At 71.6% G+C, this 14,150-nt stretch carries 12 protein-coding genes; 5 read left to right on the forward strand and 7 right to left on the reverse strand.

All coding sequences use genetic code 11. From position 1 onward, the window contains the following. Nucleotides 1–59 precede the first annotated feature (59 nt). The 3 genes from scpB to phaR all read right to left on the reverse strand — a co-directional run bounded on the left by scpB (nucleotide 60) and on the right by phaR (nucleotide 3,350). On the reverse strand, nucleotides 60–653 hold the full coding sequence (gene scpB / locus ASG29_RS14605; protein ID WP_055985907.1) for an SMC-Scp complex subunit ScpB: 594 nt from the start codon (nucleotides 651–653) through the stop codon (nucleotides 60–62). Then, on the reverse strand, nucleotides 650–1,378 hold the full coding sequence (locus tag ASG29_RS14610) for a segregation and condensation protein A (protein WP_055985909.1): 729 nt from the start codon (nucleotides 1,376–1,378) through the stop codon (nucleotides 650–652). Before ASG29_RS14610 ends, scpB begins: the two co-directional genes overlap by 4 nt. 1,396 nt (nucleotides 1,379–2,774) lie before the next feature. After that, entirely contained in the window at nucleotides 2,775–3,350 is a 576-nt protein-coding gene (gene phaR, locus ASG29_RS14615; RefSeq protein ID WP_055985912.1) for a polyhydroxyalkanoate synthesis repressor PhaR, read from the reverse strand. A gap of 99 nt (nucleotides 3,351–3,449) precedes the next feature. Here phaR and ASG29_RS14620 point away from each other — a divergent pair, with 99 nt between their 5' ends. The 5 genes from ASG29_RS14620 to ASG29_RS14640 all read left to right on the forward strand — a co-directional run bounded on the left by ASG29_RS14620 (nucleotide 3,450) and on the right by ASG29_RS14640 (nucleotide 9,068). Further along, nucleotides 3,450–4,466, forward strand: a complete 1,017-nt coding sequence (locus ASG29_RS14620) for an alpha/beta hydrolase (RefSeq protein ID WP_055985915.1) — start codon at nucleotides 3,450–3,452, stop codon at nucleotides 4,464–4,466. Between the two features lie 65 nt (nucleotides 4,467–4,531). Continuing rightward, entirely contained in the window at nucleotides 4,532–5,071 is a 540-nt protein-coding gene (locus tag ASG29_RS14625; protein WP_055985917.1) for a J domain-containing protein, read from the forward strand. 90 nt (nucleotides 5,072–5,161) lie between these two features. Then, a complete protein-coding gene (locus ASG29_RS14630) occupies nucleotides 5,162–7,369 on the forward strand; it encodes a xanthine dehydrogenase family protein molybdopterin-binding subunit (RefSeq protein ID WP_055985920.1) in 2,208 nt (735 codons plus the stop codon). Nucleotides 7,370–7,545: 176 nt separating this feature from the next. Next, the gene (locus tag ASG29_RS14635; protein ID WP_055985922.1) at nucleotides 7,546–8,475 is read left to right on the forward strand and encodes an XdhC family protein; all 930 of its coding nucleotides are present in this window, start codon (nucleotides 7,546–7,548) and stop codon (nucleotides 8,473–8,475) included. Beyond that, entirely contained in the window at nucleotides 8,472–9,068 is a 597-nt protein-coding gene (locus tag ASG29_RS14640; RefSeq protein ID WP_055985926.1) for a nucleotidyltransferase family protein, read from the forward strand. The genes ASG29_RS14635 and ASG29_RS14640 overlap by 4 nt, the downstream gene beginning before the upstream one ends. A gap of 40 nt (nucleotides 9,069–9,108) precedes the next feature. Here the strand turns inward: ASG29_RS14640 and ASG29_RS14645 are convergent, their stop codons facing one another. From ASG29_RS14645 to ASG29_RS14660, 4 genes are read right to left on the reverse strand one after another with little or no spacing between them, the layout of a single operon-like run. Further along, entirely contained in the window at nucleotides 9,109–10,317 is a 1,209-nt protein-coding gene (locus tag ASG29_RS14645) for an ABC transporter permease (protein ID WP_055985929.1), read from the reverse strand. A 3-nt stretch (nucleotides 10,318–10,320) separates the two neighbouring features. Then, nucleotides 10,321–11,082 (reverse strand): ABC transporter ATP-binding protein, encoded by a 762-nt coding sequence (locus ASG29_RS14650; protein ID WP_055985932.1) that lies wholly within the window; start codon nucleotides 11,080–11,082, stop codon nucleotides 10,321–10,323. A 40-nt stretch (nucleotides 11,083–11,122) separates the two neighbouring features. Next, the gene (locus tag ASG29_RS14655; protein ID WP_055985935.1) at nucleotides 11,123–12,523 is read right to left on the reverse strand and encodes an efflux RND transporter periplasmic adaptor subunit; all 1,401 of its coding nucleotides are present in this window, start codon (nucleotides 12,521–12,523) and stop codon (nucleotides 11,123–11,125) included. Then, nucleotides 12,523–13,974: an efflux transporter outer membrane subunit gene (locus ASG29_RS14660; RefSeq protein WP_414884768.1), complete on the reverse strand. Its 1,452-nt coding sequence runs from the start codon at nucleotides 13,972–13,974 to the stop codon at nucleotides 12,523–12,525. Before ASG29_RS14660 ends, ASG29_RS14655 begins: the two co-directional genes overlap by 1 nt. Nucleotides 13,975–14,150 lie beyond the last annotated feature (176 nt).

The raw sequence follows: 14,150 nt of genomic DNA on the forward strand, positions 1-14,150 counted from the left end.
CCGGCAACGACGTTGACGGGGGAGATACGGCGGCGGCGGGTGGATGGAGGCGGCGGCGGTCATTCGTCGTCCGCCTCCCCGTCCTCCCCCGATGCGTCCTCCCCCGATGCCGCATCGAACGCCAGATCGACCGGATCGAGCAGCCCGGCGGCGCGCAGGTCGTCGATGCCGGGCAGGTCGCGGCGGCCCGCGAGGCCGAAATGCGTCAGGAACGCGGGCGTCGTGACCCACGTCAGCGGACGCCCCGGCACCTCGCGCCGCGCACCCGGACGGATCCAGCCCGCCTCCATCAGCACGTCCAGCGTGCCGCGCGCGGTCTGCACGCCGCGGATCGCCTCGATCTCCGCGCGGGTCACGGGTTCGTGATAGGCGATGATCGCCAGCGTCTCGATCCCCGCCCGCGACAGTTTCCGCGGCTCGTCCCGCTCGCGTCGAAGCAGGTGCGCCAGGTCGCCCGCGGTCTGGACATGCCAGCGGCCGCCGCGTTCGACGACGTTCACGCCGCGCCCGGCATAATCCGTCGCCAGCGTGGCGAGCGCGCGCCTGACATCGCCGTCGCCGACATGCGCGCGGATCGCGTCCACGCCCAGCGGCTCCGCACTGGCGAACAACACCGCCTCCACCGCGCGGACCAGATCGTCGGGCGGGGTCACGCGGGCGCCTTCAGGAACAGGGGAGCGAAGGCCGACTCCTGCCGCAATTCCACCCTGCCCTGCCGCGCGAGTTCGAGCGCGGCGAGGAAGCTGGACGCCAGCGCGGAGGCGCGGAAGGCGCCGTCCGCGCCGTCGGGCAGGAAGCGTTCGATCGCGCGCCATTCCACCGCGGCGCCGACCAGCGCGGCGACGCGGGCGATCGCGGCCTCCAGCGTCATCACCTGCCGGTCGCGCACGACGTGCATCACCGGGCGGTTGCGCGCGGCGACCGCGCCATAAGCGGCGATGACGCCGTACAGGTCGGCCTGCCACCGCGCATGGCGGACGGTCCGCAGCCCCTCCGGCGCGCCGCGGGGAAACACGTCGCGGCCCAGCCGGTCGCGCGCCATCAGCCGCGCCCCCGCCTCCCGCATCGCGCCGAGCCGTTCGAGCCGCAGCTGAAGCCGCAGCGCCAGTTCCTCCGGATCGGGCTCCACCGCCGGATCGCGCGGCAGCAGGAGCGCGGATTTGAGGTAGGCGAGCCATGCCGCCATCACGAGGTAATCCGCCGCCAGTTCCAGCCGCAGCGCGCGGGCGCGATCGACATAGGTCAGATATTGTTCGACCAGTTGCAGGATCGAGATCGCGCCGAGATCGACCTTCTGCGCCCTGGCGAGCGCGAGCAGCAGGTCGAGCGGCCCTTCCCACCCGTCGAGGTCGAGCGTGAGCGTGTCGTCGTCGGTCATGGGTGGGAATCGGGGCGCGAATGTTGCGAATGTCGAGGCGATCGCGCGATATCGGCGATCGGGCGCGGAAGTTCACAAAGATCACGCCACCCAAGGGCCGGGGACGTCCGTGCGGCGCGGGGTGTGGCGGGGCCGGCGACGGATGCGGGGGAGGATCGGCGGGCCGGGCGCATGGGGGGATAGTGGCAGATCGGCCGGATGTAGGACAGCCGGCGTGCGTCATGCGGGCGGGGCGGCACGTCGTCGCCATGATCCGACCGTCACCCCGGGGCTCGTTCCGGGGGGATACCGTGCCGCGTTACCGGCGACCGACGGGGTCGTGGCGCGGGGGATGCCGGGACAGGCCCGGTGTGACGGGGATTTCACGGATAGCGAAGCGGTGATCGCGTGGGCGGTGCGCTTATGCTTGCGTCGCCGCTTGTGTCCCCGCGAAGGTGGGGACCCAGGCTGGGCTCCCGCCTTCGCGGGAGCACAACGCGGCTTGTCGATGCCGTCGAGGGCCCGCGTGCGCCGGCGTGGCGCACTGGATTGCTTCGCTACGCTCGCAATGACGGGCGTGGAGTCACACCGTCGCCCGCCGCGTCACGCCGATCGCGTCGAGGAATGTCACCCCGGACCAGTTCCGGGGTCCACCGTGCCGAATGTCGGCGACCGATGCGTCCGCGGCGCGGTGGATGTCGGGACGCGCCCGGCATTACGAAGGATTTCACGGATAGCGAAGCGATGATCGCGTGGGCGGTGCGCTTATGCTTGCGTCGCTGCTTGTGTCCCCGCGAAGGCGGGGACACAGGCTGGGCTCCCGCCTTCGCGGGAGCACAACGCGGCTGGACGATGCCGACGAGGGCCCCGCGCGGGCCGGCGCGGCGCACTGGATTGCTTCGCTACGCTCGCAATGACGGGCGTGGAGTCACACCGTCATCCGCCGCGTCACGCCGAGCAAGTCGCGGAAGGTCACCCCGGACCGGTTCCGGGGTCCACCGTGCCGAATGCCGTCGACCGATGCGTCCGCGGCGCGGTGGATGCCGGGACACGCCCGGCATGACGGGGGATTTCACGGATAGCGACGCGATCATCGCGTGGGCGGTGCGCTTATGCTCGCGTCGCCGCTTGTGTCCCCGCGAAGGCGGGGACCCAGGCTGGGCTCCCGCCTGCGCGGGAGCACAACGCGGCTTGTCGATGCCGTCGAGGGTCCGCGTGCGCCGGCGCGGCGCACTGGATTGCTTCGCTGCGCTCGCAATGACGGGCGTGGAGCCACACCGTCGCCCGCCGCATCACGCCGATCGGGTCGGGGAACGCCGCGTCGCGGCGGACGACCAGCAGCGCGCCGTCGAAGGCGCGCAGCGCGGCGGGTATAGGTGCGGGGGGCGGCGGGGTCGGCGACGGGGCGGATGCCCCCTCACCCGCCCAGCTTGTCCACCTTGTCGCGCAATTGCGCCAGTTCCGCCTTCAGCGCGGCGATCTCGCCGTCCTTGCCCGCGGGGGTGGTGGCGGGGGGCGCGGGCTTCGCGACCGCGCCGGTGGCGCCGGGCTTGAACGCCGCCGCCGCGGCCTCGAACATCTGCATGTTGCGCTTCGCCAGTTCGGCGAAGGGGGAGCCCGCGAAGGCGCCCTCCACCGCGCTCTTGAACTGTGCGTGGTTGCTGCGGAAACTGTCCATCGATGCCGCGAGATAGCCGGGGACCATCGCCTGCATCGAATCGCCGTACAGCGCGATCAGCTGGCGCAGGAAGCTGACCGGCAGCATCGTCTCGCCGCGGCTCTCCTCCTCCATGATGATCTGCGTCAGGACGTTGTGGGTGATGTCGTCGTCGGTCTTGGCATCCACGACGCGGAATTCGCGCCCCTCGCGCGTCATCTGCGCCAGATGCTCCAGCGTGATGTAGGACGAGCTTTCGGTGTTATAGAGCCGGCGGTTGGCGTATTTCTTGATGACCACCGCCCCATCCGGGGCACCGCCCTGCTGCTTCCTCATCACGCGAGACCCCTCATGCCCAACAGTCGTCGGACCGGCGGTACAGCAGCGCATGACGCACCGCAACATGGTCCGCGGCCGCTGCCCCTGTTCCTCGACATGCTGCGCAGCGAGACCGCAACATCGCCGGGCCGCCGCGCGCGCGCGCTGGCGGGGTTGCGCCGGTACCAGGACGCGCCGCGGGCGCGCCGCACGATGGGGCCGGTCCGCCATCGCAAGGGCGCGGCGCGGCTGCGCGACTATGGCGGGGACGGCGCGCCGGTCGTGTTCGTGCCGTCGCTCATCAATCCGCCGTTCGTCCTGGATCTCGCGCCCGGCCGGTCGCTGGTGCGATGGATCGCGGAACAGGGGTTCCACGCCTGGCTGGTCGACTGGGGCACGCCGTCGGCGACCGATGCGGCACTGGACCTGGCGGGACATGTGACGGAGCGATTGCTGCCGTTGCTGGCGAAGCTGGAGCGGCCGCCGGTGCTGGTCGGCTATTGCCTGGGCGGCACGATCGCGCTGGCGGCGGCGGACCTGCTGGGGGAGCGGTGCGCCGGGGTGGCGACGATCGCGGCGCCGTGGCGGTTCGACGGGTACGGGACGGCGGCGCGCGCGGAGATGACCGCGATGTGGCGCGCGGCGGACCCCGTGTCGCGACGGCTGGGCGCGTTGCCGATGGAGGTGATGCAGGCGGGCTTCTGGCGGCTGGACCCGGCACGGACGGTCGCGAAGTACGAGGCGTTCGCGGAAATGGACGACGCCGCGGCGGCGACATTCGTGGCGCTGGAGGATTGGGCCAATGCGGGCGCGCCGCTGACCCATGCGGCGGGGGCGGATCTGTTCGATGCGTTGCTGGGACAGGACCTGCCGGGGCGCGGCGCATGGCGCGTCGGCGGGCGCGTGGTGACGCCGGAGCAGATCGCCTGCCCGGTGGCGGAATTCGTGTCGCTGACCGACCGCATCACCCCCGCGGCGACCGCGGCGCGGGTGGGCGTGCGGCACGATCTGGCGGCGGGGCATGTCGGGATGGTGGTCGGGAGCAAGGGGCGCGCGATGCTGTGGGAGCCGCTGGCGGCGTGGTTGCGGGGGGTGGCGGATCCGACGCGGACGAGCGGCGGCGAGCGGAAATGACGCGGGACGACGGGCGGCATACGCGATAGGGTCGCCGTCCTGTTCGATCGTCAGGTGGAAAGCGGATGGCTCACGCACCCGATTATTATGCCGTGCTGGGCGTGCGCCCGACGGCCGATCGCGTGGCGATCCATTCGGCGTGGAAGGCGCTGCTCCGTCGCTATCATCCCGACGTCAACCATGGCGCCGACGTCTCCGCCCGCGCGAAGGAGATCAACGAAGCCTATGCCGTTTTGGGGAAGAAGGATGCACGCGCCGCGTACGACCGGTCGCGGCCGTCGCCGTCGTCCTCCTCCCCGCACGTCACGCCCCGCCCGGTCTATACCGCGCCCGCGGGCAGGCGGCCGATGGGGCATGGCCCGTCGGCGCGGCCCGGCGGCAGCTATTCGCAGCCGCTGGACACCAATCAATGGCTGGTCGGCATCGCCCTGCTGCTGCTGACGGCCGCGCCGCTCGCGATGATCGTGGTGCTGGGGTACGAGGAGGCCGGAACGACGTCGACCGTTCGCCGCGATGCGGCCGGACACCGGCAGCGCGACGCGGGCGCCGACCCCGATCCCCGCGTATCGGACACGCGACCCCGCGGTGTGCAGCCGGACTTCTGAACCGGGACGACGGCCACGACGCCTACGCGCGATAACAGGCACCTAGCGCCGTCGCCCGCCGCGTCCTACCTTGGACCCGAGGGAGCGCTTATGACCGAGCAGAAGATCGACGTCGCCGAACGGCCGGGTGGCCTGGCGCGGGCGAAGCAGGGTGTGCTGGGCGCCGCGCTCCCGCGGATCGAGGGGCCGTTGAAGGTCACCGGCGCCGCGACCTATGCCTACGAACGCGCCCCCGACGATGTGCTGTACGCCGCGATCGTGGGGGCGCCTGCGGGTGCGGGCACCGTCACGTCGATCGACGCGGCGGCGGCGGCGGCGCTACCGGGCGTGCTGGCGGTCATCCACGACGATCCGCGCATCCCGTCGGGCGAGAGCAACAGCAGCGCGATGGCGAGCGCGGGCACCAGCCGCATCTATCACTACGGACAGCCGGTCGCGATCGTGGTGGCGGAAACGCAGGCGGTGGCGCGCTTCGCCGCGTCGCTGGTCCGCGTGCGGGTCGACACCACCGACGGCCGCTTCGACATGGACGCGCAGCCGGTGCAGACGGACCACAAGCTCGGCTTCCTGCCCGCGATCGACAAGGGCGACGTCGACGCCGCGATGGCGGATGCGGCGGTCACGATCGACGCGACCTACACGACGCCGGTCCATTTCCCCGCCGCGCTGGAACCCCATGCCACGACCGTGTGGTGGGACGGCGACGTGCTGACGTTGCGGTCCAGCAACCAGGTGATCGGCGCGGCGCGCAACACGATCGCGAAGGCGATGAAGCTGCCGCCCGAGCGCGTGCGCGTGCTGGCACCGTTCGTCGGCGGCGGCTTCGGCGGCAAGACCGGCGTGGGCGCGGAGGTCGTCATGGCGGGGATAGCGGCGGAGAAGCTGGGGCGGCCGGTGAAGGTCGTCCTGCCGCGCCAGCAGCTCGCCTATGTCGCGCATCACCGGTCCGCCACGACGCAGCGCATCCGCCTGGGTGCGGACAGCGACGGCCGTATCACCGCCATCGCGCACGAAGGCGTCGCGGCGCAGAACGACGACGCGCCGTTCCTGGAGCCGATCCCGTTCGGCACGATCCCGCTGTATGCGGGCGAGCATCGCCGTTTCCGCACCGACCTGGTCCGCGTCGACCTGCCCCCCACCGGCGCGGTGCGTGCGCCGGGCGAGGCGATCGGCACGTTCGCGATCGAATGTGCGATGGACGAACTGGCGGAGGCGACCGGGCTCGACCCGATCGAGCTGCGCCGCCGCAACGAGCCCGATGTCGATCCGACGACGGGCAAGCGGTTTTCCACGCGCCGGATGCTGGATTGCTACGACGAGGGGGCGCGGCGGTTCGGCTGGCCCGCATCCCTGCCCGCGCCCGGATCGGTGCGCGAGGGCGAATGGCTGATCGGGATCGGCATGGCCGCGTCGCTGCGCAGCAATTTCACGGTCGAGGCGGCGGCGGCGGTCACGCTGGGCGCGGACGGGCGCGCGACCGTCCGGTGCGACATGACCGACATCGGCACGGGCACCTACACGATCCTGGCGCAGACCGCAGCGGAGGTGCTGGGGCTCGATCCGTCGCAGGTGGTCGTCGAACTGGGCGACACCGACCTGCCCAAGACGGCCGGGTCCGGCGGGTCGTTCGGCGCGGGCAGCGCGTGTTCGGCGGTGGTGCTGGCGTGCGAGGATATCCTGGCCGAACTGGCGCGGCGGATGAATGCGGCGCCGGAGGAGCTGGAATTGCAGAACGGTTGCGTCACCGCGCGCGACCAGCGGCAGGTGCCGATCGCGGACCTCGTCCGCGGCGAACCGATCGAGGGCAAGGGCAAGAGCAGCCCCGGCGCACAGGCGAAGCGGAACAGCCAGGCGAGCCACGGCGCGCATTTCTGCGAAGTCGCGGTCAACGCGGTGACGGGCGAGACGCGCGTGCGCCGGATGCTGGGGGTGTTCGACATCGGCCGCGTGCTGAACCGCAAGACCGCGGAGAACCAGGTCGTCGGCGGCGTCGTGTGGGGGATCAGCTACGCGCTGGGCGAGGCGGGCGTGGTCGACACGCGGTCGGGGCGGTTCGTGAACCCCGATTTCGGCGAGTATCATGTCGCGGTCAGCGCCGACGTGCCGCACATCGAATGCCATTTCATCGAGGAGATCGACGATGCCGCGAACCCCGTGGGGGCGAAGGGCGTCGGCGAACTGGGCATCTCGGGCGCGGGCGCGGCGGTGGTGAACGCGATCTACAACGCCACGGGCGTGCGCGTGCGCGACATGCCGGTGACGCTGGATACGCTGCTGGCGGGGTTGCCGATGGTGTGAGCATACCTTGTGCTCCCGCGAAGGCGGGAGCCCAGAGTTACGGACGCAACAAACGTAATCTCGCGTAACCCCGGGTTCCCGCCTTCGCGGGAACACAGCGGGAGGGCGGCTCCTTATTTCAGGCAGCGCGTTCTGAATCCGACTGCCGACCCGACCCCGCGACGCACAGGAACATCATGGCCGACAACGACACCGTCCTTACCGCCGCCGCCGCCTGGAAGGGCGAGCCGATGGCGCTCGCCACCGTCGTCTCCACCTGGGGTTCCGCCCCGCGTCCGCGCGGCAGCCACATGCTGGTCCACGCGGACGGACGGTTCGAGGGGTCGGTGTCGGGCGGGTGCGTCGAGGGCGACATCCTCGACACCGCGGCGAAAGTGATCGCGGGCGCGCCCTTTTCGGTCCAGAAATACGGCGTCGCGGACGACAGCGCGTGGGAAGTGGGCCTGCCGTGCGGGGGCGAGATCGCGGTGATGGTGCAGCCGGTGTCGGCGGAAGGATTCGACCCCGAATTGTTCGACCGCATCGCCGCGGCGCGCGACGAGGGGAAGGCGCTGACCGTCACCACCGACCTGTCGACCGGGCACAGCGACCTGCGGCCGGTCGAGACGGGCGAGGTCTTCGCCAACCGCTACGATCCGCCGCGCCGGCTGCTGATCGTCGGCGCGGTGCAGATCGCGCAGAGCCTGGCCGCGCTGGCGCGGACGCTGGGGATCGAGACGATCGTCATCGACCCGCGCGGGCGCTTCCTGACCGGGGAGCGCTTTCCCGACGTGCAGCTGGACGATCGCTGGCCGGACGACGCCGTGGCGGCGTGGAAGCCCGGCCCCGCGACTGCGGTCGTGACGCTGAGCCACGATACGAAGATCGACGATCCCGCGCTGATCGCCGCGTTGCGCAGCGACGCCGCCTATGTCGGCGCGCTGGGCAGTCGCAAGAGCCACGCCGCGCGGCTGGACCGGCTCGCCGCGGCGGGACTTTCGCCCGAACAGCTGGCGCGGATCGACGGTCCGGTCGGGATCGACATCGGCGCGATCGGGCCGTCGGAAATCGCGCTGTCGATCGCGGCGGCGATGATCGCGGCGTTCCACGGGAAGGCGGGGGGATGATCGCGGCCGGGGGCGTCGCCCTCGTCGTCCTGGCCGCCGGGCGATCGGCGCGGATGGGCGATGCGGGCAGCAAGCTGGCGCAACCCCTTCTGGCGCGGCCGCTCGGCCTGCATGTCGCGATCGCGCTGGAGGGACTGTCGTTCGCGCGGCGGTGCGCGATCGTCGCGCCCGGCAGCACGCTGGATTACGCCGGCCACGGATTCGATACGGTGGTGAACGACGATCCCGTCCGCGACCTGTCGTCGTCGGTGCGGCTGGGCGCGGCGTATGCCGTCTATCGCGGCGCGCGCGCGATGTTGATCGCGCTGGCCGACATGCCGCGCATCACCGCGGCGCATGTCCTGCGCCTGCTGGATGCGGCGGAGGGCGACGGCGCGGTCGTGGCGTCGAGCGACGGCCAGAAGCCCAGCCCGCCCGCGCTGTTCGGCCGCGCGCATTTCGAAACGCTGGCGGCGCTGACCGGCGACGAGGGCGCCCGCGACCTGATCCGCGCGGGGCGGCATGTGGTGACGAATGCGGCGGAACTGGTCGACGTGGACACGCCGGAGGAGCTGGCGCGGTTGCGGGCGTCGTTGGGGGTGTCCCCACATTGACCGTCATCGCGCGCGCAAGCGACGCAATGACGAAGCGCGCCTATTCGTGGCGCAACGCGTCGATCGGGTTCAGTCCCGCGGCGCGGCGGGCGGGGAAATAGCCGAACACGACGCCGATGATGGCGGAGATCGCGAAGGCGATGACGTTGATCTGCGGCACGAACAGGAACGGCAGGCCACCCGCCCAGGACAATGCGCCGATCGCCAGCTGCGCGACCAGCAGGCCGATCACCCCGCCCAGCATCGACAGCACCACCGCCTCGACCAGGAATTGCAGCAGCACCTCGCGCGCCACCGCGCCGATGGCGAGGCGGATGCCGATCTCGCGCGTGCGCTCCGTCACGCTGACCAGCATGATGTTCATGATGCCGATCCCGCCGACCAGCAGGCTGATCGCCGCGACCGCGGTGACGATCTGGGTCAGCAATTGCGTCGTGCTGGACAGCGTGTCGCTGATCTGTTTCGTGTCGAAGACGAAGAAATTGTCGTCCGCCCCGTCCGCGATCCGGCGACGTTCGCGCAGCAGGTCCTTCAGCGACGCCTGCACCGTGGCGGTCGAATATGCCTGGTCGACGCCGACCAGCAGCAGCGCGACGTCGCGCGTGCCGGTGAAGCGGCGCTGCACCGCCTTGATCGGCATGATGACGACATCGTCCTGATCGCCGCCGAACCCCGCCTGCCCGCGCGTCGTCAGCACGCCGATCACGTCGCAGCTGATCGCGCCGATCCGCATCCGCCGCCCGACCGCGTCCCCGCCGCGGAACAGGTTCGTGCGCACGGTATTGCCGATGACGCAGACCGACTTGCCCGCCTGCTCCTCCGCATCGGTCCAGTAGCGGCCCGACGCCAGCGGCCACGGCTGGACGACGAAGGCGGCGTTGGTGGTGCCCTGCACCGTGGTGGACCAGTTGGCGCCTTCGTAGATCGCGGTCGCGCTGGCTTGCGCCTGCGGGGCGACCGCGGTGACGCCCGCGACCTGGTTCGCGATCGCGGCGGCGTCGGACGGATCGAACGCGGGCGGGCGCGGCCCGCCGCCGCCGCGGCCGAAACCCTGCCCGGGCCGCACTTGCAGGATGTTGGTGCCGAGCGCGCTGATGCTCTTCTGCACCTGCGCGGTCGTCGCCTCTCCCAGCGTGACCATCGTCACGACCGCGCCGACGCCGATGATGATGCCGAGGATCGTCAGGAACGACCGCAGCTTGTGCCGTGCGATCGACCGCAGCGCGAGGAGGAACGTGGTGCCGAGCATGGCCTAGAGCCCCTCCCCGGCACGCGATGCCGGGTCGGGGGTGGGGGGTGTCTCACGGAGGGGCTTCTCAGCAGCACCCTGCGTCTCGATCCGCTCGACCAGCCCGTCCTTGAAATGCACCACCGTCCGCGCGAACGCGGCCATGTCGCCCTCGTGCGTGACCATCAGGACCGTGATGCCGCCGTCGCGGTTCAGCGCGGTCAGCAATTCCATGATCTCGATCGAGCGTTCGCTGTCGAGGTTGCCGGTGGGTTCGTCGGCCAGCAGCACGTCGGGACTGGTCACGATCGCACGCGCGATCGCCACCCGCTGCTGCTGCCCGCCGGACAGTTCGGCGGGGGTATGGTCCCACCACCGGTCGAGCCCGACCTTCTCCAGCGCCGCCATCGCCGCGTCGCGCCGCGCCTTCTTCTCGTCGCCGCGGTACAAGAGCGGCAGTTCGACATTCTCCAGCGCGCTGGTGCGGCTGAGCAGGTTGAACCCCTGGAACACGAAGCCCAGGTAGCGCCGCCGCAGCAGGGCGCGCTGGTCGCGGTCCAGCGTCTCGACATGGTGGCCGCGGAACAGGAACGTGCCGTCGCTGGGTACGTCCAGGCAGCCCAGGATGTTCATCGTCGTCGACTTGCCCGATCCCGACGGGCCCATGACGGCGACGAAATCCCCCGCCGCAATGTCCAGGTCGACGCCCTTGAGCGCGCGGAACTGCGTCGCGCCGGTGCCGTAGACCTTGGTGACGTTGCGCAGGGAGATCAGCGGCGCGGTCATCAAAGCCCCCTCCCCCCCGGGGAGGGAGCCGGATGCGCCGTCATTGCCCCGCCCCCTGCCGCTGCCGCCGCTGGCCGCCGCCCGCGCCGCCACCGCCGCCCGCGGCCGCGTCGCCCGCGCCCGCCAGCTGCCCCGTAATGACCTGCATCCCCGGCTTCAGCCCGCCGGACAGCACCTCGGTCAGCGTCCCGTCGCTGTCGCCGGTCGTGACCTGCACCGCCTTCGGCTTCCCGTCCTCGCCCTTCACGTACACCGTCTGCGTCGCGCCGCGCGCCAGCGTCGCCTGCCGCTCGGGCCGGTCGCCGCGCCGGGGGCGGAAGGTCAGCGATCCCGCGATCCCGCCGCCGCCGTCGCCCGCACCCGCCGCGGCGGGCTTGAAGCGGAAGGCGGCGTTGGGGACGAGCAGCGCGTTCCGCTTGTCCGACGTCACGATGTCCGCGGTAGCGGTCATGCCGGGGCGCAGTTGCAGCGACGGGTTGGCGACGGTCAGGTCCGCGGCATAGGACACGACCTGCCCCGTGGCGGCGGTGGTCGTGGTGGTGCCGGACGCGGTCGCGCTGCTGACGGTCAGGTTGGAGCCGAGATCGACGCGCGTGATCGTGGCGGGGAAGGTGCGGCCGGGGAAGGCGTCGACGGTGAAGGTCGCCTTCTGCCCCACCTTCACCGCCCCCACGTCCGCCTCGTCGATCGCGACCTCCAGCTTCATGCGGGTCAGGTCCTCCGCGATCACGAACAGGGTGGGCGTGTTGAACGACGCGGCGACGGTCTGGCCGGGATCGACCTGCCGCGCCAGCACGACGCCGTTGACGGGGGAGCGGATGATCGCGCGCGCGCGCTGCGTCTGGTTCTGCGACAATTGCGCGCGCGCCGCCGCGACATTGGCCTGCGCCACGCGCAAGGCGGCGACCGCGCGCTGCGCATTGGCGCGACCGGTCTGCAATTCGGTTTCCGACGGCACGCGCCGGTTCGACAGGCGATAGACCTCCTCCAGTCGCGCCAGCTGCGCCTGCGCCTCCGCCACGGTGGCGCGCGCCTGGTTCACCTGCGCCTCGTTCGCGGCGAGCGTCGCCTGCCCGGCGCGGATCTGGTCGTCGATCTGTTCGGGATCGATCAGGGCCAGCGGCTGGCCCGCCACGACGCGGTCGTTGACGTCGGCGACGACGCGCGTGACGAGCCCGGACAATTGCGAGCCCACCGTCACCTGGTTCGTCGGCGCCAGCTTCCCCGTCGCGGCGACCGTCACGGTCAGGTTGCCGCGCTCCACCGCGCGCGTCGCATATTGCGCCGCGTCGGCGGGCGCGAACAACCGCCAGGCAAGCAGCGCGAGCAGGACGACGCCCAGCGCGATCAGCGGCCATTTCAGCCGCCGCCGCCACGCCGGCTGCGGTTTCGTCCCGAGGAAGTCGTCCAAATTCTGGTCGGCGGGGTTCTGGTCGGCCATCAGCGGTTATCCGGAACTGAAACGGGGCGGGTGGCGGCGCCGGGCGGCGCCAGGATCGGCGCATCCGCATCCCATCCGCCGCCGAGCGCGCCGTACAATTGAATGAGCGCGGTGGCCGCATCGCCGCGCGCCTGCGCCGCGCCGTTGCGCGCGGACAGCAACGCCGCCTCCTGCTGGCTCAGCGTCGTGAAATCGGTCAGCCCGCTGCGATACTGGCTGCGCGACAGCAGGGCGGCGGCGTTCGCGGCGTCCAGCGCGATCGCGAACTGCCGCTCCCGCTCGCGCGCGGTGTTCAGCGCGACGACGGCATTCTCGACATCCTCCAGCGCGGTCAGGACGACGCCCTTGTACTGCGCCAGCGCCAGATCGGCGGCGGCCTGTTGCGAGCGCACCTGGCTGCGCAGCCGGCCGCCGTTGAAGATCGCCTGCGTCAGGCCGGAGAACAGGCTGCCCGTCACGGTGTCGAGGAGGTTCGCGAACACGCCCGCATTGGTGTTCACGCGCCCGGTCAGCGCGAGGTTGGGATATAGCGCGGCCTGCGCCACGCCGATCTGCGCGGTCGCGGCGGCAAGCGCGCGCTCGGCGGCGCGCACGTCGGGACGGCGGCGCAGGATGTCGGCGGGGATGCCCGCGCCGACCAGAGCGGGGCCGTTCGGGATCGGCGCGGGCACCGCCATCGATTGCCGCAACGCGCCCGGCGCCTGCGCGGTCAGCACGCCCAGCCGCGCGACCGCGGCGGCATATTGCTGTTCGATATTCGGCACCGTGGCCGCGGTCTGCGCGCGCTGCCCCCGCGCCTGTTCCTGATCGACCGAGGAGACGAGCCCCGCCTGCACGCGGAACCCGGCGATTTCGAGGTTGTCGTCCTGCAACGTCAACGACGCCCGCGCATTGGCCAGCTGCGCCTGGTACAGTCGCGCCAGCACGTAATTGCGCGCGACCTCCTGCTGCACGGTCAGCAGCGTGGTGGCATAATCGTAGCCCGCCGCCTGATACTGCGCGCCGCTGGCCTCCACCGTGCGGCGGACCTCCCCGAACAGGCCGAGCTGGTATTGCGCGTCGAGCCCGAGCGAGAAGTTGCTGCCCCCGCCGCCGCCGACGTTCTGGATCGTGCCGTCGGGAAGGGTGATCGTCTGCCCGCCGCCGCGAAGCGTTTCCGACCGGCTGAACCCCGCCGAGCCGTTGACCGTGGGCAGCAGCTGCGCCCGGTTCTGCACCAGCGCCTCGCGCGCCTGCCGCAGCCGCGCGGTCGCCTGATCGAGGTCCAGGTTGGCCGCCGCGGCCCGTTCGACCAATCGTCCCAGCACCGGATCGTCGAACCGTTGCCACCAGCGGGTCAGGTCCTCCGGCGTCGGACCGGCGGGCACCGAATAGCCCGCGGGAACGCCCAGTTCGGCGGTGGTGCGGGGCTTGTAATCCGGGCCGACGGTGCAGCCGGCCAGCGCCAGCATCGACAGAACGGAACAGGCGCGCCTCATGGTGCCGTGTGTGGACAACACACCGGCGGGCGTCCAGCGCTTTTGTGTCGCAAGTTGTATGATCCTCCCCGGCACGGGGAGGGGGACCGCCGCGCGCAGCGTGGTGGTGGAGGGGTAAGCCACGGGCGATTCGCTCGCGGCTTACCCCC

The sequence above is a fragment of the Sphingomonas sp. Leaf412 genome (assembly GCF_001425405.1).
In the GTDB taxonomy this organism is placed as follows: Bacteria; Pseudomonadota; Alphaproteobacteria; order Sphingomonadales; family Sphingomonadaceae; genus Sphingomonas.

What these genes read in the sequence shown, in the direction of transcription:
- ASG29_RS14630 (WP_055985920.1), top strand. Translation starts at nt 5,162, where the DNA reads ATGACCGAGCAGAAGATCGACGTCGCCGAACGGCCGGGTGGCCTGGCG.
- ASG29_RS14660 (WP_414884768.1), bottom strand. Translation starts at nt 13,974, where the DNA reads ATGCTGGCGCTGGCCGGCTGCACCGTCGGCCCGGATTACAAGCCCCGC.
- ASG29_RS14640 (WP_055985926.1), top strand. Translation starts at nt 8,472, where the DNA reads ATGATCGCGGCCGGGGGCGTCGCCCTCGTCGTCCTGGCCGCCGGGCGA.
- ASG29_RS14645 (WP_055985929.1), bottom strand. Translation starts at nt 10,317, where the DNA reads ATGCTCGGCACCACGTTCCTCCTCGCGCTGCGGTCGATCGCACGGCAC.
- ASG29_RS14625 (WP_055985917.1), top strand. Translation starts at nt 4,532, where the DNA reads ATGGCTCACGCACCCGATTATTATGCCGTGCTGGGCGTGCGCCCGACG.
- ASG29_RS14620 (WP_055985915.1), top strand. Translation starts at nt 3,450, where the DNA reads ATGCTGCGCAGCGAGACCGCAACATCGCCGGGCCGCCGCGCGCGCGCG.
- ASG29_RS14610 (WP_055985909.1), bottom strand. Translation starts at nt 1,378, where the DNA reads ATGACCGACGACGACACGCTCACGCTCGACCTCGACGGGTGGGAAGGG.
- phaR (WP_055985912.1), bottom strand. Translation starts at nt 3,350, where the DNA reads ATGAGGAAGCAGCAGGGCGGTGCCCCGGATGGGGCGGTGGTCATCAAG.
- ASG29_RS14650 (WP_055985932.1), bottom strand. Translation starts at nt 11,082, where the DNA reads ATGACCGCGCCGCTGATCTCCCTGCGCAACGTCACCAAGGTCTACGGC.
- ASG29_RS14635 (WP_055985922.1), top strand. Translation starts at nt 7,546, where the DNA reads ATGGCCGACAACGACACCGTCCTTACCGCCGCCGCCGCCTGGAAGGGC.
- ASG29_RS14655 (WP_055985935.1), bottom strand. Translation starts at nt 12,523, where the DNA reads ATGGCCGACCAGAACCCCGCCGACCAGAATTTGGACGACTTCCTCGGG.